Origin of the sequence: Micromonospora sp. NPDC049230 (genome assembly GCF_040647875.1) — a bacterium.
Taxonomy (GTDB): domain Bacteria; phylum Actinomycetota; class Actinomycetes; order Mycobacteriales; family Micromonosporaceae; genus Micromonospora.
In genome coordinates, this window is sequence record NZ_JBEZCZ010000004.1 from 54929 (window position 1) to 78409 (window position 23481).

A 23481-nucleotide genomic window follows, 5' to 3' on the forward strand; every position below is an offset into this window, starting at 1 on the left:
GCACCACGGCACTGCCTCCCGCCTGGCCGGTGCACCCGTCAGGACGGTTCATAGGCGAGGTTGGGTCGCAGCCACCGCTCGGCGTCGGCGACGCTGGTGGCGCGGCGGGCGGCGTAGTCCTCGATCTGGTCCTTGCCGACACGGCCTACCGTGAAGTATTTCGCGGCCGGGTTGGCGAAGATCAGCCCGCTGACGCTGGCTGCCGGCGTCATCGCGAAGGACTCCGTCAGGCCGATGCCGAGCTCATCAGACTGGTGGCGCCCCGCGGGGCGGTCATGGGCGGCCACTCGACGATCCGGCCAGTCGCGTCAAGCATCAGCGGCACACCGATCTCGCTGCCCGGGATGTCGCGTTTGCTCTCGACGCCGATACCGCCGCGCTTGCAGGCGCGTTCCAGACCGCCGAACGCCGCGGCGACGTACCCGCACTGATGCCGAAGGTCCGAGTCGGACAAGGCGCGAATGCGGTCCCGCACGGCGTCCAAGCTCGACCCGGCGAAGTATCCGGCGAAGTCAGCTGACGTCGTCGGGCAGTCCGAATCTGGTAGCCCACCACCATCATCACTCTTTCGACAGAACGTGGCTGCTGATGCGCTGATATGCACCTCTCCCGGTGAATGACTGTGCACTGATCGCGATTGCCGCATCGAACCAAACGACACCTTGACCCTGCCCGTCAAACGCATCTGCGCCAACCGCCGCCCCATTACGTTCACTCATCATCGATGATTTGGGAAGAGTCCATGGCGTTTGCTCTTGTTTGAATCCGTTCGAAACCCGGATGACTTTGGGTCAGACGACCGCCACAGCGCCGCACCGACGAGGGTGCCGAAACCTCATCGGTGCTGGTCACAAGCCACAAACGGCCGCAGCCAGCCACAGACACCGTCGTGTCTGCGGCTGGCTGCGGACCACTCTCCGCGCGGCGCTCAACCTCGCCGTCCGGGAAACGCTCCTTGGTTCCGACCTGATCCGGCACCACGAACTGAGGGGCCGAGGGGGTACCCCATCGACTCCCGGAGCGTCAAAGACGCCGATACCGCACCTCGCGGCTCATCCGGCGGTGAAGGGTGCGCCGGCAAGGACGTCGCGCGGGGCGGGCGGCACACCGACAGGCATTTCACCACGGAATGCCGCCGCCCGTCCCAACAAATAGTGTCGGCTTGAACACATGGCGATCAATATGGTTGATCGGGTCTGCTGCTACTGCGCGTCGATATTCCGCGACGCGCCACGGCAAGACCTACGCAAGGGAGAATGTGCATGCTTGGCAACGCGCGCCGAATTCGGCGCGGTCATCGTCTGGGTCTGGCCACTCTGCTCGTGAGCGTGTTGGTGGTGGTGTCGTCCGGGCAACCGGCCCACGCCGCCAACCTCGGCAGCGAGCCGACCCTGCCCTACGCGCAACCGAGCAACGCCAACCTGCCCAGGGCTGGCTGCGACACGACCGCCACCGACCCGAAGAATCCGCCGGTCAACAGTCCGGCGGCCCTGCAGGTGATCTACGCGTGGAACGACTCCACCGGCAACCAGTACTCGACGAACGTCGAGCACGCCGCCCGCGTGATGGACCGCGTCGACTGGCTGCTCGACCAGGCCAGCAACTACGACCAGCACTTCAAGTTCAGCTGCCGATCGACGACCACCAGCACGTACAACCAGTACGCGCAGGCGATCGTGACGCCGGAGAAGATCGACACACCGAACACCGACTACTGGTCGATCGCGAACGAGCTCACGGCCAAGGGGTACGACGACAGCAACCGCTGGTACGTGCTCCTGACGGAGTTCGCCGCGCCATCCGCCTCGGCATACTGGTGTCCGACCAGTGGCGGTGCAGGCTGCGTCTCCATCGTTGAGGTGTGGGACAGCGGCGTCGTCGGGCACGAGGTGACGCACCTGCTCGGCGCCGGCCACGCCTACATGTCCGAGCACGTCTGGCAGGACTCCAACGGTAACTGGCTGGCCGAGCAGTACTGCCCCGACATCACCATGTGCTGGGGCGACTGGTGGGCCTACGACATGGGCTACCGCCAGAACTACGACCCGAGCGAGACCAGCGCGTCGTTCTATGTGGACAACTACCCCTCGACGACGACGAGAAACACGGCGGTGCATCCGCTGCTCACCTCGCCGGTCTGCTGCGACGTCGGTGCCAACAACGACCTGCTGACCGCGCAGGAGCGGACCATCGAGGCACAGGCACCGGGCACCGCGAACCCCACCGGGTTCACCACCTCCGGCTCCGGGGCCGCCATCTCGGTGACGCCGCAGGGCTCGTTCACCGGGATTTCCGCCCGCTACTTCGACAACCGCCGCTCGCTACAGTTCGTCAGCTCGCCGCAGTCGGCGGAGAAGTCGGTGCTGGTGAGCCGTAAGCCGTCGGTGACGGTCGGGCACAACTACAAGTTCTTCGTCCGGCTGCGCGCCGACTCCGGCAACGCCGCGCTGCGCCTGCGGTGGTACAACTCCGGCGGCACGCTGCTGTCCACGTCGACAAGCAGCTCGTTCGCCCTGACGTCGAACTGGCTTGAGTGGTCCCACCAAGCGGTCGCACCGTCGAACGCGGCCACTGTGCAGATCTCCGTGGTGGCGCCGGCCGGTGGTTCGCAACCGGCGACCCTGACCATGAACGTGGACACCCTGCAACTGACCGACTGTAGCGCCAACGAGAGTTCGCTGTGCCGCCCCACCACCTGATCCCACCCGGGTGATCCGGTCTTTCCCCACGTCGCGCGAGCGCGACGTGGGGAAAGACGTGGGGGGACACCGACCCGACGAGGAATCAGCGGGGAACGCTCGACCAGAACCCGCACTGGTGCTCGGCGGCCAGGTCAACGTTGCCGCTCCGGTCATCGGCGAAGGTCTGCACATAGGGCATGCGGGGCCAGCCGGGTGTGCCGGTGGAGGCGAAACGCGACCACGCGGTCACGAATCGGGATCGCAGTTCGGGCTGGGTCTGGTCGGTCAGGAAATCCATGTCGAACAGGTAGGCCAGTTCGAGACCGTGCGCGGCACCCCAGGGATAGCGTGGGTCCAGGACCGGGCCGTCGCGTTCGGCAAATTCGTAGCCGTAGACGCGGTTCCGCTCGGCGAGCAGGCGGGTCTGTTCCAGTGTCGGGCAGGCCCAGATGCGGTCCGTGGCGACGGCCGCCCAGGCCAGGCCGGGCGTGCCCCACGCGGCGACCGGATAGCGGGCCTCGACCTGGCCGGCCCGGTCACCGAATGCCGTACGCAGCGCGGCCCGGTAGTCGCCCGGCGTGTACGGCTTGGGGACCGGGTACAACTCGGTGAAGCCGAGGAAGGCGCGATGCTCGTCGAGGTTTCCGCCTTCCAGGACCGGCATGTGCTGGTACCGGCCGCTGCGCAGGGCGTCGGCCGGGCGTGCCGGCAGCAGCGGGGTGCCGTACGCGGGTGTCGCGAACGCCGCCAGGCCGGCGCCCTGGGTCTGGTGGAGAAGATCGGTGTACGAAGCGGCGCGCAGGCAGGCCACTGTGGCGCAGCCGAACCGATCCCGGAGCTGCGCGCCCTGGTTCTGCACAGCGGCCAGGCTGCTGAACTGCGAACCCGCCTTGATACCGGGCAGGAACAGCCCGTCCGGCCAGTCGGTGAGACACGACCCGGACTGGATGATCGCCTTGTCGAACAGTCCCACCGCCGACGGCGCGGTCAGCTGGGCGCACACGCTCATGCCGCCGCTGGATTCGCCGGCGAGTGTCACGTGGCGCGGGTCCCCGCCGAACGCGGCGATGTTGCGCTGCACCCAGCGCAGTGCGGCCTGCTGGTCCTGAAGGCCGAAGGTGCCGGAGCCGGGCAGGCCGGGCAGGCCGAAATAGCCGAAGACGCCGAGCCGGTAGTTGACAGTGACCACGACCAGGTTGCCGTCGGCGGCGAGGCGGCGCGGGTCGTACTGGTTGGCGGAACCCGCGGTGAACGAGCCGCCGTGCAGGAAGACCAGCACCGGGTGCCTGCCGGTCCGGTTGGGGGGCGTCGTCACGTTGACGTGGAGGCAGTCCTCGGCACCGGTGATCGGGCCGCCCCCGCCTATCGGGTTCTGGGCGCACTCGGCGGGCAACGTGGTCGCGTCCCGGACGCCGTGCCAGTCCGTTGCCGGCTGCGGTACGCGCCAGCGGTTCGGGCCGGTGGGTGGCGCCGCGTACGGCACGCCGTTGAAGACCCGGTATCCGGCTCCGCTCGCGCCCTCGATCAGACCGTTCTCCGTGCGGGCGAGCGCACGGGCCGGCGTGTCGGCCGCCGGGCTCGCGAGCCGCTGACTGCCGGCGTACGCGGGAGTCACCGCGAGCACCACGGACAGCGCCGCGACCGCGGCCGGTAGAAGTTGTCGCACGTGTTCTCCTTCGACGTCGGCGTCGCCGACCGGCCGGTCGAACCAGGTGACCGGCCGGTCGAACCAGGTCACTGTGCCCGGCGGGACCAGCACGATCGAGACAGTGATGGTCTTGAGGCAGCGGGGGCCTTACCGGCACCGTTGGGGTCGAGCAGGGCGTCGACAGTGCCGGCCCCGATCGCGCGGTCGAGATCGTCGACAGGGCCGACGGGGGCCGAAGCGCCGGGTGACTCGGGACAGCTGCGCCGCAACGGCATTCATGCGGTCCACGCTAGGAACATGGCGAGGATGCCAGCAGAGCCACGAATACCGGATTCGCTGTGACAAATGTACCGACGGCAGTGCCCCGTCGCGGGCGGTCAGCCGGTGTCGGTGTGTGCGCGTAGTCCCGAGAGGGTCAGGTGTCCGTGCGCCGGCCGCGTTCCTCGCGGCGGCGGGCGGCGGCCGAGGCGAGCGCGACCGGTGCCATGATCATCGCGACGACCCCGATGAATCCGACGGCGACCGACAGGTTCGTCAGCTCCGCCACGCCGCCGATCGTGGGGGGGCCGATGAGGAACCCCGAGTAGGCGATGGTCGTGACGAACCCGATCTCCCGCTCGCCGCCGGTGCCGTCGCTGCGGCGGCCGACGGCACCGGCCAGGTCGATCGCCACCGGGAAGGCGAACGCGACGCCGCCGCCGGCCAGCACGTACCCGGCGTAGGTGAGCCAGGCCACCGGCACGACGGCCGCCAGCAGCAGGCCGGCCCCGGCGAGCAGCGAGCCGACGACCAGGACCCGGATGGCGCCGAAGCGGCGCTGGATCCGTTCGCCGAAGAGCCGGACCACCCCCATCGCGAGACAGAAGACGGAATACATGACGGCGCCGGCCGCCTCGGACAAGCCCCGCTCACGGACCGCGAACAACGCCGACCAGTCGCCGTTGGAGCCCTCGACGACGGCGGAGATGAACGCGACGCCGCCCAGCAGCCACAGGACCGGGCGGCGCAGCATGCTCCGGTCGAGCCCGCCCCGCTCCCGGTGGGCGCCGGTGGTCGGCTCCGCGGTCGGCACGAACCGGATCACGGCGGCGGTGACGGCCAGCGACGCGAGCGCGACCAGGGTGAAGTACGGGAGCAGGCCCACGCGGTGCCCCGCGGCGACCGCGGCGGCCAGTGAGCCACCCAGCGCGCCGAAGCTGAAGCCGGCGTGGAAGACCGGCATGAGGGGCCGGTCCGCGCGGCGGATGACGGTCACGGCGGCGACGTTCATCGACACGTCGAACACGCCGAAGGACGCACCGAGCAGGACCAGGACGAGGGCGAGTTGCACCGGCGAGGTGACGAGCGCGAGGACGGGCAGCAGGCCGGCGGCTGCGACCGCCGACACCAGGATCATCACCCGGGCGCCGAAGCGGGCGCACAACCGGCCCGCGACCGAGGCCGCCGCCGCCAGCCCGACGCTCGCGCCGAGCAGGACAAGACCGAGCACCCCCGGGCTGGCGCCGATCTGTTCGGCGAGGCTCGGCATGCGCGGCGCCCACGAGCCGGCGATGATCCCGTTGAGCAGGAAAACGACGAACACCGGAACTGCCCTCGTGCGCACCTGGTCATCCCCTCTCTGGCGGGCACCTGGCCGGCACCGCTCGCACAGGACTTCCACGGCAACGGCGTGCCGGTCGGTGCGGTGCGGCCGGTCCGGAGTGCATGAACGTCCTACCGCAGGGTTGCCGGATGCGCTACCACACGTTCGTGGACGAGAGCGGCTGAGCCGACAGGTCCACACGGCGTAGGGCAGCCATGTTGGTCCGGCCGTACCGCAGAACGGGGGCGGGCCCGGCGCGGAGGGTGGTCCTCCGTGCCGGGCCCGACATCGGGTGGGTCAGCTGGCCGCGCAGGTGGCCGTCGTGCTCGGGCCGGTGCCGGCGCCCTGGAAACCGAAGCTTGTCGACTGCCCGGCGCCGACGTGTCCGTTGTAGCCCACGTTGCTGAACCGGACGGTGCCGCTGGTGCCGCTGGCCTGGGCACTCCAGGTGCCGGTGACCGAGGCGCCGCCGGGCAGCGTGATGGTCACGGTCCAGCCGTTGATGTCCGCGGAGCCGGCGGTGACCGTCACGCTCGCGGTGAAGCCGCCGGTCCACTGGTTGATCGCCACGGACGCGAGGCAGCCGTTACCGGTCGGCGGCGGGGTCGTCGGCGGAGCCGTGGTCGGCGGAGCCGTGGTCGGCGGAGCGGTCGTCGGCGGAGCGGTGGTGGGCGGGTTGGGCGCGCCGTTCGCCAGGCTGAAGGCCAGGTCGGGCTGGAACGAACCGGCCGTGAAGCGGCAGCCATCCGCCTCCCCCGGCGGCTTCACCCAGAGGTACGCGTCGATGTTGCTGTCGCCGGTGTTGGTCGTCGGGTACTGCCCGATGCGCCGGTCGGTGTTGTCGTCACCGCACCAGTCCCCGCTGGCGCCCCCGTTGCGGCTGGTGTCGATGACCTGGCGCTTGCCCGAGATGCCCATGCCGTTGAGGGCGGAGATGACCGCCCGGCCGAAGTTGGCCTCACTGGAGGTGGAGTTGTAGTTCGACACGTTGGTGAAGAAACCGTCGGCGTACTGCACGCCGGCCGCCCGGAGCCGGTTGGCCGTCTCACCCGCGCTGTTCCAGGTGGAGTGGCCGCCGTCGAGGTACACCTTGGCGTTGGGGTTGCCCGACTTGATGGTCCGGGTGGCCGTCGAGATCGCCTGGTTGCGGGCGTTGATCTCGCCGCTGTTCAGGCACGTCAGCAGGGCGAGTGAGTCGGTTTCCAGGATGATGATGACGGTCTGGTTGCCCAGCCCTCTGGCGAAGTTGGACACCCACGTCTGGTACTGGTTGAGGTCCGGCGCTCCACCGGCGCTGGCCCCGCCGCAGTCCCGGTTGGTGATCTCGTACACCGCCAGCACCGGGATCTGCTGCGCCGCGTTGGCGGCGCCGACGAACCCGGAGACCTCGGACTGCACTGTCGACGGGTTGAAGTTGGCGAACCAGCGGGCCTGCGGCTGACTCGCGATCTTGTCGCGGATGACAGCGGTACGCGAGTCGCCGGGGTTGGCGGCCACCCAGCGGATGACTGCCGAACTCGGGTCGCGGTAGAGCGATCCGGACAGCGCGCCGGCGGAGGCGCTGCCGACGGCGAGGCAGACGCCGACGGCGGTGGCACCCGCGACGGCCGCCACGCCAGCCGCCGATCTGCGGCGGAGCGAGGAGAGGATAGCCACGACGTGTTGCCTCCTGATCACATCGATGTTTCTAAGTTTATGGGAGCGTTCCCATGGACGGTAGCGGAGGTGCGCGCCGCTGCCAAGATGTGCGGACGCGCCCATTGGGGCAACGGCCTGAATCGATGCCCCAAGAGGCTCGCGCGGAAGCTCGCGTACCGAATGTAGGGTTTTTTCGCATAAGCCCGGTTGATGCGAGTAACGCTCAACTACCGTCACCCTTGGCGACGACAACCGATTTGTTGCCGTCTGCACCTCATGTCACGTGCAGAGACACGGTGTACGGAGAAGGGCCAGGTAGCTCGATGTCCAACTATCCACACCCGAACATGAGCGAGGCGGCGGGAGCCCAGCCGCGTCGACCGAGGGGGCGGCGGTCGCGCTGGCTCGTCGCCGGGGTCGCCGGCCTGACCGGAATGGCTGGCCTGGCCGCCTTCACGCCGGGGGTGAGCGGGGCGTTCGGGAAGAGCGGAAGCAGCCTGTCGAACGCCGCGACGCAGCTCCTCGCCGACGGCGACCGGACCAGCGGCGACGACCATGGTGGCCAGGACCCGGGCGGCCGCGACGGCAAGGACCACAAAAAGGGTGACGACCACCAGAGGGGTGACGACCACCGTGCCGGCCGGGGCGACGACGTCCGGGCCGTACCCTGCGGCGCCGACGAGCTGATCGCGGCGATCGTCAGTGCGAACGCCGGTCAGGGAGCGAAACTCAGGCTCGCCGAGAAGTGCACCTACACGCTCACCCGGTCCGCGCCGCTCCCGCCCGTGCCCTTCGGCGCCGTCGGCCTGCCGATCATCACCCAGACGGTGACCATCGACGGCAACGGGTCCACCATCGTCCGCGCGGCCAACGCCACACCGTTCCGGATTCTCGAGGTGGGCTCCGGCGGAGACCTGACGCTGCGCGACGTCACCATCAAGGGCGGTCAGGCCGACAGTGGGGTCGGCGGCGGCGGCGGTGGCATCCGGGTCGACGCCGGTGGCAGAGCCACCATCGAGAACACCGACGTGGTCTACAACCGCACAAACGGCCTGGGGGGCGGCATCGCCAACTTCGGCGTCACGAAGATCCTCGGCAGGAGTGACCACGGCGAGGGCTGGGACAGCAAGGACAAGAACAAGGACAAGGACAGGCACGGGGACGGCCGCAGCGACATCAGCAACAACAGTGCCGTGTACGACGGCGGGGGCGTCCACAACAACGGCACCCTCACCGTGGAGAACACCCGACTGAGTTACAACAACACGATCGGGGTCTTCACCATCCTGCCGCTCGGCGGCGCGGGCGGTGGGCTGTCGAACAGCCGGAGCGCCGTACTCCACAACGTCCAGGTGGACAACAACACCGCTGGCTTCCGCGGCGGTGGCATTCGCGGCGGCATCAACTCCACCACCGAGGTCACGAACGCCGAGATCAACAACAACAGGGCCGGCAGCGAAGGCGGCGGAATCTTCACCGACGGCACCTTCCACCTCACGCACGGCAAGGTCCACCACAACGAGGCCGGCCAACGCGGCGGCGGCGTCTACAACCAGATCGGCCAGTTCACGGCCGACGAGAGCCGGATCAACGAGAACACCGCCAGCACGAACAGCAGCATCGAACACGGCGGCGGCATCTACAACGGCAGTGGCACAGTCGTCCTGCGCCGCACGGAGGTCGACCGGAACCGGGCCGTGGGTTCGAGTTCGCAGGCCGGCGGCATCTACAACAACGCCACACTCACACTGACCGAAACCAGGGTCACGGAGAACATCTCCACCCTGGCACCCGGCGGGATCTTCAACGACGGCGGCCAGGTCACCGTCGACCAGAAGTCGGCCATCACCGGCAACCGCCCCACCAACTGCACACCCAGCGCGCCCGCTGTCCCCAACTGCTTCGGCTGATCATCGATCACTCCCGCAGTCGGATCGGCAGAGGTAACGCGACGGAGTATCCGGTCCCGCCGCAGGTTCGATCACCACGATCGGACCTGTGCGGGACCGGATGCCCGTCTACGCGCCAACCGGCGTACGTGCTCGTCGAGACCGGCCCCGAGCAGGCCCTCACCTGGCGGACCGGCCACCTGGGACACGGCTGCGGCGCGCTACCCGACCTGTTCTTCCCCGCCGACCGCTCATGGCTGGTCGCCGCGGGCTCTGGAACGACACCTGGACCTGCGTCGGCGGCCCGGAGCCACTGATCCACACGCTCCACCGCGCCCCCGGACCAACGGGTGCCGGGTTCGACTCGACGAGGACGCGCTGCCACCGGGGCTGACCCGAGAGTGACAGCAAACATCTGACCTAATCGCGTCGGACGCTCGCCGGACCGCAACCTGCCGGACATGCCATTGACATCATTCACTGTGAGTTCTAGCGTCGGGACGAATCGATTCGGCGTCGAGCTGGGTGCTCCGGCGCCGTCCGGCGGTCGGTCACGTGGGGTTCGGGCACGCACGGCGTGGGCCACCAATGATCCGACGACCGACCGGTCCCGCGTGGGCGGCGAGACCGGTGGCAGAAGCCTGTGGCGACGAGCCGTTCGGGGCGCCGTGGGCACATTGCGCCTTCCGGGTTTCGTCCGCGGCGAGTGTGGCCGGCGGGGCAGCCGGGAGTGGCGCGTCGTGGCGGTGTGGAGGTCGCCGTGACCCCCGCACCTGAGTCAGTTCGTGTCGAGTGGCGGGAGCCCATCATGACAAGACGTAGACCCATCCTCGGATTACTCGCGACGGCGGCGGCTGTCGTCCTGACCGTGAGCGCGGGGGCACTGGCCGGCGGCCTGGGCACCACCGCGTCGGCCGCCGACATCGCACCGGCGGCGGCGACCGCCGGGTGCGGCAAGGCGCCCACGTTGACGAGCGGTCAGCGGTCCATCCAGAGCAGCGGTCAGAACCGTAGCTTCATCCTGCGGATCCCGGACAACTACGACCGGAACCACCCGTACCGGTTGATCTTCGGATTCCACTGGAACGGCGGCACGATGAACGACGTCGACGGTGGCGGGTCGGACGGGGCGGCCTGGTCCTACTACGGGCTGCGGCAGCAGGCGAACAACAGCACCATTTTCGTCGCCCCCCAGGGCAACGGCAACGGCTGGGCCAACCCCAACGGCCAGGACGTCACCTTCGTCGACAACATGATCAGCCTGATCGAGGCGGACCTGTGCGTCGACACGACGCAGCTCTTCGCGCTCGGCTTCAGCTACGGCGGAGGCATGAGCTACTCGCTGGCCTGCTCCCGGCCGACCGTCTTCCGCGCCGTCGCTGTCTACTCGGGCGGGCAGCTCAGCGGGTGCAGCGGCGGCACCCAGCCCATCGCGTACATGGGGATCCACGGCATCGGGGACCCGGTGCTCAACATCTCCGCCGGACGGTCCCTGCGGGACAGGTTCGTCCGCAACAACGGGTGCACCGCGCAGAACCCGCCCGAGCCACGAGCGGGCAGCCAGACCCACATCACCACCACCTACTCCGGCTGCCGATCCGGCTACCCGGTGGTGTGGGCCGCCTTCGACGGCGGGCACGGCCCCGGCCCGGTAGACGGCGGCGGCGACAGCGGCGCCCGGACCTGGACCAAGGGCGAGGTGTGGAGGTTCTTCACCCAGTTCGGCAGCACCGACCCGACGCCGACCCCGACCATGTCACCCACCACGTCGCCCACCTCCAGCCCGACCACTCCGCCACCGGGCGGCACGTCGCCCCTGCGTAACGCGTCCTCCGGACGGTGCCTGGACGTCAACGGCGCCTCGCAGGCCAACGGCTCGACGGCGATCATCTGGGATTGCCACGGCCAGACCAACCAGAGCTGGACCTCGACCGCCGCCGGGGAGCTGCGCGTCTTCGGGGGCAAGTGTCTCGACGTCAGCGGCGCCGGCACCGCGAACGGCAGCTCGGTGATCATTTGGGACTGCAACGGCCAGTCCAACCAGCGGTGGACGGTCAACGCCAACGGCTCGATCACCGGTGTTGGTTCGGGCCGGTGCCTGGACGTGGTCAACAGCGGTACGGCCAACGGCACGCGCGTCCAGATCTGGGACTGCAACGGTGCGGCCAACCAACGATGGAGCCGGAGCTGACCCCGGCGAACGTCGCGGGACGGCAACGGTAGGTCCGGCTCGGCGGCGGAACCACAGGGTTTCGCCGCCGACGCCGGCGCAACAGTGACATTCGATGGAAGCGACCGCGTGCGGTACGCCAGCTCGACGTGCGACGTACGGCTTCGCTGTCGAAACCGACTGGGGAGGCGGTTCAGATGTTCGATTGGGAGAGTCAACGGCGCGGTGTCGGCGAGATTGGGCCACGCGGGCGGTCCTGGCGGCGCACGTGGCGTCCGCGTCGGTTGACCGTCGCGGTGGTGGGGGCAATGGTGGCGGCGGCGGCTGTGCTGACCGGCTTCGCCTCCCCCGCCCAGGCGGCAACCGCAATCACGATCAACGGTGGGTCCGGTGGCCGGGCGCTCGACGGGATCGGCGCGGTCAGCGGTGGCGGTGGCAACAGCAGGTTGCTGATCGACTACCCGGAACCACAACGCAGTGACATCCTCGACTACCTGTTCAAGCCGGGCCGCGGCGCCGCGATGCAGCTGCTGAAGGTGGAGATCGGCGGGGACACCAACTCCACCTCTGGCGCGGAGCCCAGCCACGAGCACACCCGGGGCAACGTGAACTGCAACCGGGGCTACGAGTGGTGGCTGATGGAGCAGGCGAGGGCACGCAACGCCAACATCGCCCTGGCCGGCCTGTCCTGGGGGGCGCCGGGCTGGATCGGGAACGGCAACTTCTGGTCCAACGACTCGATCGACTACCTGCTGGCCTGGCTGGACTGCGCGGGTACCCACGGGCTGACCATCAACTATCTCGGCGGGTGGAACGAGAAGGGCTACAACGCCACCTGGTACAAGAACCTGCGTTCGGCCCTCAACTCCCACGGCTACAGCGCAGTGAAGATCGTCGCCTCGGACGACTTCGGCTGGGGCGCCGCCGACGAATCGCTGCGGGACCCGGCGTTCGCCAACGCCGTACAGGTCTTCGGCAGCCACTACGTCTGCGGCTACCGCAGCGCCCAGACCAGCTGCCCCAGCTCCGGCAACGCGGTCTCCACCGGCAAGTCGCTGTGGGCCAGTGAGAACGGCTCCGACGACTACAACGCCGGGGCGCAGGCCCTCGCCCGTGGCATCAACCGCGGCTACATCGACGGCAAGATGACCGGCTACATCAACTGGCCCGCCATCGCCGCCATCACCCCCAACATCCCCTGGGCGACCACGGGTGTGGCAGTGGCCCAACAGCCCTGGTCTGGTGCCTACTCGATCGGCAAGAACGCGTGGGTGATGGCGCAGACCACGCAGTTCACCGCCCCGGGCTGGCGCTACCTCGACGCGTCGAGCGGCTACCTCGGCGGCAACCGCAACAACGGCAGCTACGTCTCGCTGAAGTCGACGAACAACAGCGACTACAGCACCGTCATCGAGACGATGGACGCCGGGTCGGCGCAGACCCTCGACTTCACCGTCACCGGCGGGTTGTCCACCGGCGCCGTGCACGTCTGGTCGACGAACGTCAGGTCGAACAACACCGCGGACCACTTCGTCCGGGGCAGCGACATCACGCCGAGCGGGGGGCGTTTCTCGCTCACCGTCCAGCCCGGCTACGTCTACAGCATCACCACCACCACCGGTCAGGGCAAGGGCACCGCGGTCAGCCCGGCGCAGGGCAACCTGAAGCTGCCGTACAACGACACCTTCGACAGCTACGACGTGGGGCGCGAGGCGAAGTACCTGATGGACCAGCAGGGCTCGTTCGAGATCGTCGCCTGCGCCGCTGGTCGCGCCGGCCGGTGCGTACGGCAGATGTCGGAGCAGACGCCGATCTTCTGGACGTCCGGCAAGGCTGAGCCGTTCACGCTGTTGGGTGACCTGTCCTGGCGCAACTACACGGTCTCCTCGGACGTGCTGCTGGAGAAGTCCGGCTACGCGCAGCTCATCGGGCACGCCAACACGTACAACCACCAGGGGCCACAGAACCTCAACGGCTACTACTTCCGGGTGACCGACGGTGGCGCGTGGTCCATCCGTAGCAACAACACAAGCGGCAACTGGCGCACGCTGGCCAGCGGAAACACCTCGGCGCTGGGCACCGGACGCTGGCACACCCTGGCGCTCACCCTCAACGGGAGCACCCTCACCGCGGCCATCGACGGCACCACCGTCGGCACGGTCTCCGACTCGACCTGGGTCGCCGGCCAGATCGGGTACGGCACGGGTCAGGGAGTCACCGCCCAGTTCGACAACCTCACCATCACGCCGGTCGGCAACTCCGGGGAGCCGGGCGCGACGACGGCGATCCGGGGCGCGGGTTCCAACCGGTGCCTGGACGTCAACGGAGCCAGCCAGGCCGACGGCTCGGTCGTGCAGATCTGGGACTGCAACGGCGGCGCCAACCAGCAGTGGACGCTCACCACGAGCAACCAACTGACCATCTACGGCAACAAGTGCCTCGACGTGGCGGGCACCGCGACGGGAAGCCGCGCGCGGATCATGACCTGCAACGGCGGTAGCGGCCAACAGTGGCGAGTGAACGCCGACGGCACGATCTCCGGGATCGGATCGGGGCTCTGCCTGGACGTCAACGGTGCGGGCACCGCCAACGGCACAGCAGTCCAACTCTGGACCTGCACCGGTGGCAGCAACCAGCAGTGGGTCCGCGGCTGACCGGTTGGTGCGCGTACGAGGACTCGTACCCGATTCGTGGCTGCCGGCCGCTCACCTGAGCGGCCGGCAGTCGTCCGTGGCCGCCACGACTGGCCGACTGCGCCGCACGGCTGGCAGACCACGCCAGCGCAGCCACTGGTTGCCTATGCTCGACGGGTGGAGGACAACGATCAGGCCGTGCTGGCCGGGATGCTCCAGTCGGCCGAGGAGGCCGCTCCGGTCGAGGCGGTCCAGGCCGTCACCGGCACCATCGCCACCGCGTTGGACGCGCTCGGCGTCTCGCTGCTCATCGCCGACCTCAGCGGCCGGGCACTGGTCCGGCTGACCCACCAGTCGGCCATCGGCCGCCCCGATCGGCGTCAGGGCGCGGAGGCCGCAGAGGTCTTTCCCTTCGACGGCGGGCCGTACGAGCGCACACTGCGCCAACAGAGCACCCTGGTGCTCCCCGGCGACGGCCACTGGACGGTGCTCGCACCCGTCACCGAACGCGGTGAGGCCCTCGGCCTGCTGGAGATCGACCTGCCCGACGAGCCGGACGCCACAACCGTCGCGGAGATCGCCCGCACCGCGCACGCGCTGGCGTTCGTGGTCATCGCCAACCGCCGACACACGGACCTGTTCGAATGGGGGCAACGCAGTACCCCGTTCACGCTCTCCGCCGAGATCCAACGCCGACTGCTGCCCGCCTCGTTCACCTGCGAAGCCGGGGCGTTCGCACTCTCCGGCTGGCTGGAGCCCGCGGCGAGCGTCGGCGGGGACACCTTCGACTACAGCGTGGCCCGCGACACGCTGCACGTCAGCGTCACCGACGCGATGGGTCACGGCGTGGCCAGCGCGCTGACCGCCACCCTCGGGGTGGGCAGCCTGCGCAACACCCGCCGCCGCGGCGAGAGCCTGATCAGGCAGGCCGAGGAGGCCAACCGAGCCGTCGCCGAGCACGCCAACGTCCGCGGCGCCTACGTGACCGCCGTGCTGGGCCGCGTCGACCTGACCACCGGGCGGTGCGAGTTGCTCAACGCCGGGCACGTGCCGCCGATGCTGGTCCGGGACGGCCGGGCCGCACCACTGGAACTGCCCGCCAACTTCCCGCTGGGCATGTTTCCCGACGAGGGCTACCGCAGCGGCCAGGTGCCCCTGCGGCCCGGTGACCGGCTGGTCATCGTCACCGACGGGATGCGCGAACGCAACGCCGCCGACCTGGACCTGCCCGCCGCCCTGCTCCGCATCGCCCACCTGCATCCACGCGAGGCCGTGCGCGCGTTGTCCGACGCGGTGCTGGCAACCGCCGGGCCGGCCCTGGCCGACGACGCCACACTGCTCATCATCGACTGGTACGGCGGCCGGGAGCGACGGTCGAGCAGCGCCGGCGCGGACACCGCCCGCGCCAGCACCCTCCCCTAGCGAGGGTGGTCACGACACGCGGGACGCCTCCTCGGCGTCGTTAACCGTGTCGAAGACGTCGATGACCCGGTCCACCGAGGTGATCGACAACACCGTACGCACCGGCGGAGCGACGCCGGCCAGGGCGAGCGAGCCGCCCCGCTCCCGCAGATCCTTGTAGGCGACCACGAGGATGCCCAGGCCACTGGAGTCCATGAACCCGACGCCGCTCAGGTCGACCACCACCGACTGGGCGCCGCTCCGCACCACCTCGCGCAACCGGTCCCGTAGCTCCGGCGTGGTGCTCATGTCCAGGTCGCCGGCAACCTCGACCACGGTGCCGATCCGCCCCTGCCGCGTCGACAGCGTGAAGTCCACGAAACCCCCTCGATACGGCGCCGTCACCGGCAACTCGGTGACACGGCGCGCCGTACTCACGGTGCCAGAAACTGGCCGCGAGCGCTCGTCGACGCGTGCCCGCACCGGATGCGGCGGTCCTCACCGGCGGGCCTCGTCCAGGCAGGCGGCGTTCGCGCCGACCAGCCTGGGGAGCGCGGCCAGGAACTCACGCAGCACGTGCCGGGGGTCGTGCTCCCGGGTGTCCGCGACCCCGGCCTGCGCGCCGGCGTCGGCGACGACCTGGCAGACGTCCCACAGGCTGTCGCCCACGCTGCTCCACTCCGAGCCGGGCCGGCCCGATGTCCGACGGCACGTTGTTGCGGATGGACATGACATCCGTGTGGGAGCGCAACGGCTCTCCTTCCCGCTCTCGTGTCGGCACGGTCATCCGTCCAGCATGTCGTACGACGTCGCCTCGTCGGGCAGCGCGAAGCCCAACGGTCGGGCCGCCCACTCGGCGGCCACCTTCTGCGGGTCACCGGTGCGGAACAGCGGCGGTTCGTGCAGCAGGAAGTCGCGGTGGCTGATGTTCCAGGCGTACGCGCCGGCCATCGCGAAGGCCAGCACGTCACCCACGCCGATCGGCCCGGCGGTGGCCGAGAAGGACAGGACGTCCTTCGGGGTGCAGAGCTGCCCGACCACGGTGACCGGCCCACCGTCGGTGCGTACCGCGTCGAGCCCGCGCCGCCGGTGCACGGTGAACGGCTGCGGGTGCCCCTTCGCCGCCGGTGTGCGCAGGTGGTGGGTGCCGCCGGCCACCACCACGAACCACTCCCCGTAGGAGCGCTTCACGTCGATCACCTCGGTGAGGTACGCCCCGCAGTAGGCGGCGACCGACCGACCCGGCTCGATGCGCAGCCGCACCGCCGGGTACGCGTCGACGACGTCGGCCAGACCCCGGCCGTAGCCGACCCAGTCGAATCGTGCCGTCGGGTCGGCGTAGTCGACGGCCATGCCCCCGCCGACGTCGACCTCGACCGCACCGACCTCGGCTGCCGCCCAACGCACCACGGCGGCGGCGACAGTGGCGGCGAGCGGGGCGTCCAGCCCGCTGGCCAGGTGGGCGTGGACTCCGCGTACGTCGATGCCGGCGGGCGGGTTGCGGGCACACTCCACCGCATCGGCCGGGTCCATGCCGAACGGGCTGGGCCCGCCGCCCATGAGCAGGCTCGCGCCGGGCGCGTCGACCGGCAGGTTCACCCGCAGCAACACCGGGACCGACCGGCCCGAGGCGGCGGCCAGCGCGCCGAGTCGCCGCAGTTCGGCTGGCGACTCGACGTGGATGCGGCGCACCCCCGCGGCGAGGGCGGCGGCGAGGTCCGGGTCGGTCTTGCCCGGTCCGGCGTACGCGGCCGGGGCACGCCCCGGCAGCACCTCGGCCAGTCGGCGCAGCTCACCCCGGCTCGCGGCCTCGAACCCGTCGACCACCGGGGCGAGGGTCCGCAGCACGCCGGGATCCGGGTTGGCCTTGACCGCGTAGAGCAGCTCGACCGGGCTGGGCAGCGCCGCCCGGATGGCGCCGACGTGTGCGGCAAGCGCGTCGAGGTCGTGGACGTAGACCGGTCGCGTCACAGTGGCCCGCCCATCGGGTTGGGCACCGGCACGAACGGCGCGGCCCGGTCCGCGTCGCGGTGCCACCGGACCAGGAGGTTCGCCTTGGCCACCAGCGGCTCACCGTCGAGCAACGCGCGCAACTCGGGCGGATCGTCGAGGTCGGCGGCCACCACCTCGATCACGGCCCGCAACTCCTGCCACAGCCGCCGTTCGATCCCCGGGCGCGCGTCGGCGAGGGCCCCGCAGATGCCACCGAGGTGATTGACGAACAGGCAGTAGACGATCCGCCGGCGGGCGTCTCCGGGGCTGTACCTGACCTGCGCCGGTACGCCGTCCGGCCAGGTCGCCCAGCGCTCGGTGTCGAGTTTGACGCCCTCCAGGTCGCGCAGCAGCATGCGGACCGGGCGGTGGTCGCCGTCGAGCACGACGACAACGTTCTGTAGGTGTGCCTCGTGCACGACACCGTGGCGGAGCCAGCAGCGCAGCACCGCCGGCACCAGCAGCCCGACGTACGCCCGCCACCAGGCCACCGGGTCCGGTGTCCCGAGCGGCGTGGCGGCCAGCGCCGCGGCCAGTACCGGAGTGTCACCGGGACGCAGGTGCGGGCGTAGACCCTCGCGCAGGATCGTCCCGTACGCCTCGTCCGGGCCGGGCACGTCGACAGTGCGGTAGGCGGGTTCGGCGAGCAGCCCGACCCCGTCTGGCAGCGGCACCCGGGCCAGCAGGTCGGTCAGGGCCACCGCGCCGGTGAGTTCGTAGCGGGCGTTCTTGCGCAGGCAGTTGGTGATCCGGACGTGCAGGCTGGTCTTGACGAACAGGTCGGCCGCCGGGGCGTAGAGGGTGCGGACGCTCGCCGTCGGCCGCACCGGCACGCCGCCCTCCCCCAGGTCACGCAGCCGTGGGTGGGTCGGCGGAAGCAGCGACAACTGCCAGGGGTGCACCGGCAGGACGCGGTGCCCGTGCGGAGGTCGCGGCGGGTCGAGGGCGGCCACGAGCGGATCGAACGGGCCGGCGCCGGCGACCAGCTCATCCGGTACGGCAAGCCAGTGCAGCCGGAACGAGGTGCGCAGTTCCGGTGCGTACGCCCGCCACCGGTCCGGATCACCGCTGCGCCACTTCGGGGTCGGGTGGTGCGGGTGGCCGAAGACGAGCGACTGTTCGGAGTCGACGTACGCGTCGATGGCCGGCTCACCGGTGGGGGTGGGATCCTCGGCCGGTCGCTCGGCCAACAACCGGGCCACGGTGTCCCGACTGGCCCGGACCTGCTCGGCGAACTCGTCGTTGGCCAGGTCGGTACGACCCGCCAGTTCCGCGGCGACCAGACCGGCCAGCCCGTCGGCGTCCAGGTCTGCCCAGCCTCCGGTGTCGGTCGTCCGCTGCACCGGGCCGGTGTAGCGGTGCGCACCGAGCGGTGAGATCCGCGCGACGGCGCAACGCAGCGTGACGCGCTGGTGCCGCAGCAGCACCCGGGCGGCACCGTCGACCACTGTCGGCGTGCCTTCGGGCGGGGCGAGTTCGCGGAGCACGCAGCCGAAGACGGCGTGGGCGGCGGCCAGGTCGGCGAGCTGGCCGGTGGCGGTGGCCGGCCGGGAGCGCAACCGCACGCTCGTCATCGTGTCTCCCGGAGGTAGTTCGGGCCGGTACGCAGGTAGTACTTGTTGATGTCGGTGCAACCCAGCCGCTGCTTGGGCAGCAGGGTGCCGGCGGTGAGCATCGCCTTGACCGGCAGGTGGGCGGCGCACAGGACCCGTTCGGTGAGGGTCCGTGCCGTCGGCCCGTCGCCCCACCGGTCGCGGGCGGCGGCGAGCCGGGGCGCCAGCGCCTCGGCGGGGGACGGCACGGGCAGCCCTCGGGCGGCCAGGGCGACAAGCGGTGCGGCGGCGGCCAGGTGCAGGGTGATGGTGGTGAACACGTCGGCCAGCTCCCGCGGGTCGCGTGCCCACATCCGGTCGTCGTCCAGGGCGAGCCCGCGCGGGCCACCGTGCCGGGCGTCGAGTCGCGCGCCGTCGTTGTCCTTGTAGAGCAGGCCGATCGTGCCGTCCGGATGGACCAGCAGGTGGATGTTCTGCGGGTGCGCCTCCAGGGCGATGCCGTGGCGGAGCCACAGGAAGACATGCCAGTCGAGCAGCAGGTCCAGGTAGGACTCCAGCAGCGCCACGGGCCGCTCGGGGCTGATCCGTTCCAGGACGGTGCCCGCGACCGGGTCGGCCGCGGCGAGGGCCGCGACCGGCACCACGTGGACCCCGGCCAGGTCGCGGGGGAATCGGCGCAGCAGGAAGCTGCGCCGCTCGTCGCCGTCGACGTGTGCCCAGGTGCTCTCGTCGGCGTGCCGGATCCGGCCGGTGAAGGCGGGTTCGGTGCCGGCGATCCGGTCGAGCAGCCCGGCCACGGCCGCGCCGTCGGCGAGCGAACCCGGGCGCAGGGTGCGTCGGTTGCGGGCGCCGAGGCTCGCGGTCGGCAGCGGCAACTTGAGATGCAGGTACGGGTCGTGGTCGAGCGCCACCGTCCGCATGGAGAGGGTGGGCCGCACGGAGACCGCCGGCCGGTCCGTCACCGGTAGGGCGGTGCGGGCGGCGGTGATCGGGTGCACCGGCAGCAGCAGCTGGTCCGGTCGCGGCGCGCGCGGCCACCAGGACGGCAGCTCACCGCTGAGCCGGACGTCGTGGGCGGGTGCGGCGTACCACCGCAGCGTGAGACGTGGGGCGTGCTCCGGGGCGTACCGGAGCAGGTCGTCCTCTGTGAGATCGTGCCGGCACCGGTCGGTGGGGTAGACCGGGTGGCCCTGGTGGGCGGCGAGCACGTCGTCCAAGAGCGCCGCCGGCAGACCGGTCGGGGTGCTGGCGCGTTCGGCGGCCACCTCGGCGAACACCAGTGGTCGGTGCCGGGCCGCGAGTCGCCGGGCCAGCAGGTCGGCACGGCACTCGGCCTCGAAGTCCCGCCAGCCGGCCGCCGCCTCGGCGTCGTCGCGCGGGGCGAGCAGCGTCAACAGCCCGCCCAGGGTGTCCGTCCGGTGGGTGACGCCGTCGGCCAGCAGCAGCACCGTCGGCGCGGCGCTGCGCAGGGCCTGCTGGAAGCCGTCCACCCGCACCGGGATGCGCAGGAGGCCGGCGGGGTGCGGCACCTGCCACCAGTCCGGCCCGTCCGGTCGGCCAGCGCTGAACAGACCGAGGTGATCCTCGCGCAGCAGGGCGTCGAGCACCCGCGTGAACACCTCCCGCTCGCAGTCGTCGCTCACTCGACGATCGTCCACTGGAGGTCGCCGCGGAAGGCGGCCAACGCCTGCCGGACGCTGTCCTGGTCCGGGCCGATCGCGTGCAGCACGGCGAGGTAGTCGCGGTTCGTGCCGGTGTGCTCGGCGAAGTGGCCCACCGCACGCAGCGGTCGGCAGCCCAGCCGGACCTCGCCGTGGACGGTGTCCAGTGGGCCCGGCGCGGCGGTGAGCCGGCCCGAGGTGTCCGCGCAGACGTACTCGACCTGGGCGTGGCTGTCGACGGTGGCGGGCAGGCCCAGGGCGCTCACCGGCTCGCCCAGGTGCAGCCGGATGACGTGCTCGAACAGCGGCACACCGAGCAGCTCGGCGAGGATCAGGTCCATCCGGTCGCCGATGAGGCGGTAGTTCACCTCGATCAGCCGGACCCGGCCGTCGGAGATGACGTACTCGGTGTGGCAGGCACCGAAGCCGACCCCGAGCGCGTCGAGGCACGCCCGCAGTTGGGTGCTCGCCGGTTCTGCCGGTGGCGACCAGGCGAGGCTCTCCTCGGTGAAGGTCGGTGGTGGGCCGAGGCCGGTGCACCACCCGCCGAGGGAGGCGAGCGTCGTGCCGTCGCCGAGGCTTTCGAAGGTCCGCAGTTCGCCGGCCAGGTATTCCTCCACCACCAGGGCGACGTCCGGCCGCCGGCCACGGATCTCGGCGACCCGGGCGAGCAACTCGGGCAGGTCCGCCACCAGGTACGCGTCCTCGCTGGCCACCCCCTCGCGGGGCTTGACCACCGCCGGGAACATCCCAGCCGAGACCTCCGGCGTGGTGCCCGGGTCGACGGTGACGGTGCGGACCAGATCGAGGCCGGCAGTCGCGATGGCCCGCCGGGCCGCGGCCTTGTCCTTGCAGAGACGGGCGGCGTCCGGGTCCTTGCCGGGCAGGCCGAGCTTTCGGGCGGCGATCGCGGTGGCCTCCTGGAGATGGTCGCTGTTGGACAGTAGCGCCACCGGCCGGTTCGACACCGTCGCCGCGACCACCGCGGCCGCGTCCCGGACCGCGCAGCGCGTCACCGGCGCGTCCGCCGGCCATTCCGTGGGCCGGTCGGTCAGCACCGTGGCCGACAGCCCCAGCGACTCCGCCGCCGGGAGGAACCCTTCCAGGACAGCGTCGGTGGGGTTGAGCGCGGTCAGATAGATCCTCATACCGCCTCCGTCGACTACCCGATGTCGCGATTAGGGTAGCCTACCCTTATTGGCTCTTCTCGATCAGCATCAGCACGGCAGGCGGTCGGCGTCAGCCGTTGGCGTTCCAGAAGCCGACGAGAGTAGCGGTCCACCAGCTGAGCTGGGACAGGGTGGTGGCGGCGACGCCGGGGAGCAGGGCGGACCAGGGCGGACGGCCCCGCACCGCGACGAGGCGTTCCCGGACCCGGCCGAGGAACAGCCCGTTGACCCCGACCAGCAGCACCGCGAGCAGCTTGACCCAGACCAGCCCGGACGACGTGTCCGGGCCCAGGGCGGCGCCGCTGGCGAGCAGACCCACAAGGCCCAGCCAGATGAGCAGGTGCGCGCCCCGTGCGGCGGTCAGCACCGTGCCGAGCGGTTCCCGGCGTAGCAGCCAACGGAGGCTGAACCAGTCCACCGTCAGCACCGCGCCGAAGCCCACCACCAGGCAGGTCAGGTGGCAGAAGAGGGCAACCATCCGCCAACCCGGCGAGAGGGTGACGTGTGGCGCGGCGAGGATCGCGAGCAGCCATCCGACGCTGACCGTCAGGATCGAGGCGGTGACGGCGGCCCGCCCGGCCGCGCGACGATGGCCACCCCGCCAGCCCGCCGTCGGTGTCGAGACGAACGCGTCGGGCGGCGACGCTCTCCCCGTACGATCCGCGGCACGCCGAGCGGGGCGGGCGCCGTTCGACGTGCCGGCGCGGTGCGTCGCACGACGGGACGCCCGCGACGAGGACATGTCGGCCTGCGGGTCAGCTGTCCGCATCGGCCGGTCCCATGGGCGGCATGCTCAGTTGACCGGCGCTGCCCCGGGCGTGCCGGGCCGACTGTCCAGGGTCCTCAGCTCGGTGGTGCGCGCCTGCTGGATCCGGCCGGCGAGCGCCTTCAGCTCCGGGCTTCCACCGGCGGCCTGCTCACCCCGGCACAGCACCACGGTCTGCGCGAGGTGCGCTCGGAGCAGTGCAGCCGCCCGGTCCGGCACCTCGGCGTCCGGCGCGCCGCGCAACTCGGCGAGACTGGCGTCGGTGACCATGCCGGGCATCTGATGCCCCTGGTGGATGTTCAGCTCCGGAACGTTGCCCTCGGCCAGCAGCCCACGGAGGTCCCGCAACTCCGCCTGATGAGTCTCCCGGACCTCGCGCAGAAGCGTTCGCAGCGACGGATCCGCGTCCGCCGGCCGGGTGTCGAGGTGCTCGATCAACGCGAGCACACCTTCGTTCATCGGGATCAGCAGTTGGATGAAGGCGTCGTCGGTGCCGTTGAGCAGCACGGGCGCTGTCGTCACCGGAGCGGACGACCCGGCGGAGGGCGGCTGGTCGGGGCTGCCCCAACCCTGGGTGAGACCGACGGTCAGCGCCGTCGCGACAAGGGTCACCGCGACGCCGACGATCCGCCAGGCGTGGACGGTGAACCCGTGACGTTCGCCGCCGGTCTGGTGCTCGTCCATTTGTCCGCCCCCGC

17 protein-coding genes and 1 pseudogene are annotated in these 23481 nt (G+C 70.8%); 5 read left to right on the forward strand and 13 right to left on the reverse strand.

Annotated elements, in window-relative coordinates:
• Positions 1-38: 38 nt before the first annotated feature.
• Both AB0A95_RS04750 and AB0A95_RS04755 read right to left on the reverse strand, forming a co-directional pair.
• A pseudogene (locus tag AB0A95_RS04750) lies at positions 39-254 on the reverse strand (vitamin B12 dependent-methionine synthase activation domain-containing protein); the annotation flags it as partial.
• Complete coding sequence (locus AB0A95_RS04755) at positions 227-694, reverse strand: hypothetical protein (RefSeq protein WP_357554509.1); 468 nt, start codon at positions 692-694, stop codon at positions 227-229. The pseudogene AB0A95_RS04750 and the gene AB0A95_RS04755, both read right to left, overlap by 28 nt.
• A gap of 568 nt (positions 695-1262) precedes the next feature.
• Here AB0A95_RS04755 and AB0A95_RS04760 point away from each other — a divergent pair.
• Positions 1263-2699, forward strand: a complete 1437-nt coding sequence (locus AB0A95_RS04760) for a hypothetical protein (protein ID WP_357554244.1) — start codon at positions 1263-1265, stop codon at positions 2697-2699.
• Positions 2700-2784: 85 nt separating this feature from the next.
• Here the strand turns inward: AB0A95_RS04760 and AB0A95_RS04765 are convergent, their stop codons facing one another.
• From AB0A95_RS04765 to AB0A95_RS04775, 3 genes are all read right to left on the reverse strand, one after another.
• The gene (locus tag AB0A95_RS04765) at positions 2785-4440 is read right to left on the reverse strand and encodes a carboxylesterase family protein (protein ID WP_357554245.1); all 1656 of its coding nucleotides are present in this window, start codon (positions 4438-4440) and stop codon (positions 2785-2787) included.
• 304 nt (positions 4441-4744) lie between these two features.
• Positions 4745-5932 carry an MFS transporter gene (locus AB0A95_RS04770; protein ID WP_357554247.1) on the reverse strand — a complete coding sequence of 396 codons (1188 nt, stop codon included), beginning with the start codon at positions 5930-5932 and terminating at the stop codon, positions 4745-4747.
• A 276-nt stretch (positions 5933-6208) separates the two neighbouring features.
• The gene (locus AB0A95_RS04775; RefSeq protein ID WP_357554249.1) at positions 6209-7567 is read right to left on the reverse strand and encodes a glycoside hydrolase family 6 protein; all 1359 of its coding nucleotides are present in this window, start codon (positions 7565-7567) and stop codon (positions 6209-6211) included.
• 305 nt (positions 7568-7872) lie between these two features.
• On the opposite strand from AB0A95_RS04775, the gene AB0A95_RS04780 reads away from it, so the two are divergent.
• From AB0A95_RS04780 to AB0A95_RS04795, 4 genes are all read left to right on the forward strand, one after another.
• Positions 7873-9459: a hypothetical protein gene (locus AB0A95_RS04780; protein ID WP_357554251.1), complete on the forward strand. Its 1587-nt coding sequence runs from the start codon at positions 7873-7875 to the stop codon at positions 9457-9459.
• A 787-nt stretch (positions 9460-10246) separates the two neighbouring features.
• Positions 10247-11629 carry a lectin gene (locus AB0A95_RS04785; protein WP_357554252.1) on the forward strand — a complete coding sequence of 461 codons (1383 nt, stop codon included), beginning with the start codon at positions 10247-10249 and terminating at the stop codon, positions 11627-11629.
• A gap of 287 nt (positions 11630-11916) precedes the next feature.
• A complete protein-coding gene (locus tag AB0A95_RS04790) occupies positions 11917-14262 on the forward strand; it encodes a ricin-type beta-trefoil lectin domain protein (protein ID WP_357554497.1) in 2346 nt (781 codons plus the stop codon).
• 156 nt (positions 14263-14418) lie between these two features.
• Entirely contained in the window at positions 14419-15663 is a 1245-nt protein-coding gene (locus AB0A95_RS04795) for a PP2C family protein-serine/threonine phosphatase (protein ID WP_357554253.1), read from the forward strand.
• A gap of 9 nt (positions 15664-15672) precedes the next feature.
• On the opposite strand, the gene AB0A95_RS04800 is transcribed toward AB0A95_RS04795, so the two are convergent.
• The 8 genes from AB0A95_RS04800 to AB0A95_RS04835 all read right to left on the reverse strand — a co-directional run bounded on the left by AB0A95_RS04800 (position 15673) and on the right by AB0A95_RS04835 (position 23467).
• Complete coding sequence (locus AB0A95_RS04800; RefSeq protein WP_357554255.1) at positions 15673-16020, reverse strand: STAS domain-containing protein; 348 nt, start codon at positions 16018-16020, stop codon at positions 15673-15675.
• Between the two features lie 120 nt (positions 16021-16140).
• Positions 16141-16311, reverse strand: a complete 171-nt coding sequence (locus AB0A95_RS04805; RefSeq protein WP_357554256.1) for a hypothetical protein — start codon at positions 16309-16311, stop codon at positions 16141-16143.
• A 114-nt stretch (positions 16312-16425) separates the two neighbouring features.
• A complete protein-coding gene (locus AB0A95_RS04810) occupies positions 16426-17613 on the reverse strand; it encodes an alanine racemase (protein WP_357554257.1) in 1188 nt (395 codons plus the stop codon).
• The gene (locus tag AB0A95_RS04815) at positions 17610-19208 is read right to left on the reverse strand and encodes an IucA/IucC family protein (RefSeq protein ID WP_357554260.1); all 1599 of its coding nucleotides are present in this window, start codon (positions 19206-19208) and stop codon (positions 17610-17612) included. The genes AB0A95_RS04810 and AB0A95_RS04815 overlap by 4 nt, the downstream gene beginning before the upstream one ends.
• Positions 19205-20830, reverse strand: a complete 1626-nt coding sequence (locus AB0A95_RS04820) for an IucA/IucC family protein (protein ID WP_357554261.1) — start codon at positions 20828-20830, stop codon at positions 19205-19207. The genes AB0A95_RS04815 and AB0A95_RS04820 overlap by 4 nt, the downstream gene beginning before the upstream one ends.
• Positions 20827-21996, reverse strand: a complete 1170-nt coding sequence (locus AB0A95_RS04825) for a siderophore biosynthesis protein (RefSeq protein ID WP_357554263.1) — start codon at positions 21994-21996, stop codon at positions 20827-20829. The genes AB0A95_RS04820 and AB0A95_RS04825 overlap by 4 nt, the downstream gene beginning before the upstream one ends.
• A gap of 91 nt (positions 21997-22087) precedes the next feature.
• Positions 22088-22786, reverse strand: a complete 699-nt coding sequence (locus AB0A95_RS04830) for a hypothetical protein (protein ID WP_357554264.1) — start codon at positions 22784-22786, stop codon at positions 22088-22090.
• A 24-nt stretch (positions 22787-22810) separates the two neighbouring features.
• Positions 22811-23467 carry a DUF305 domain-containing protein gene (locus AB0A95_RS04835; RefSeq protein WP_357554266.1) on the reverse strand — a complete coding sequence of 219 codons (657 nt, stop codon included), beginning with the start codon at positions 23465-23467 and terminating at the stop codon, positions 22811-22813.
• Positions 23468-23481 lie beyond the last annotated feature (14 nt).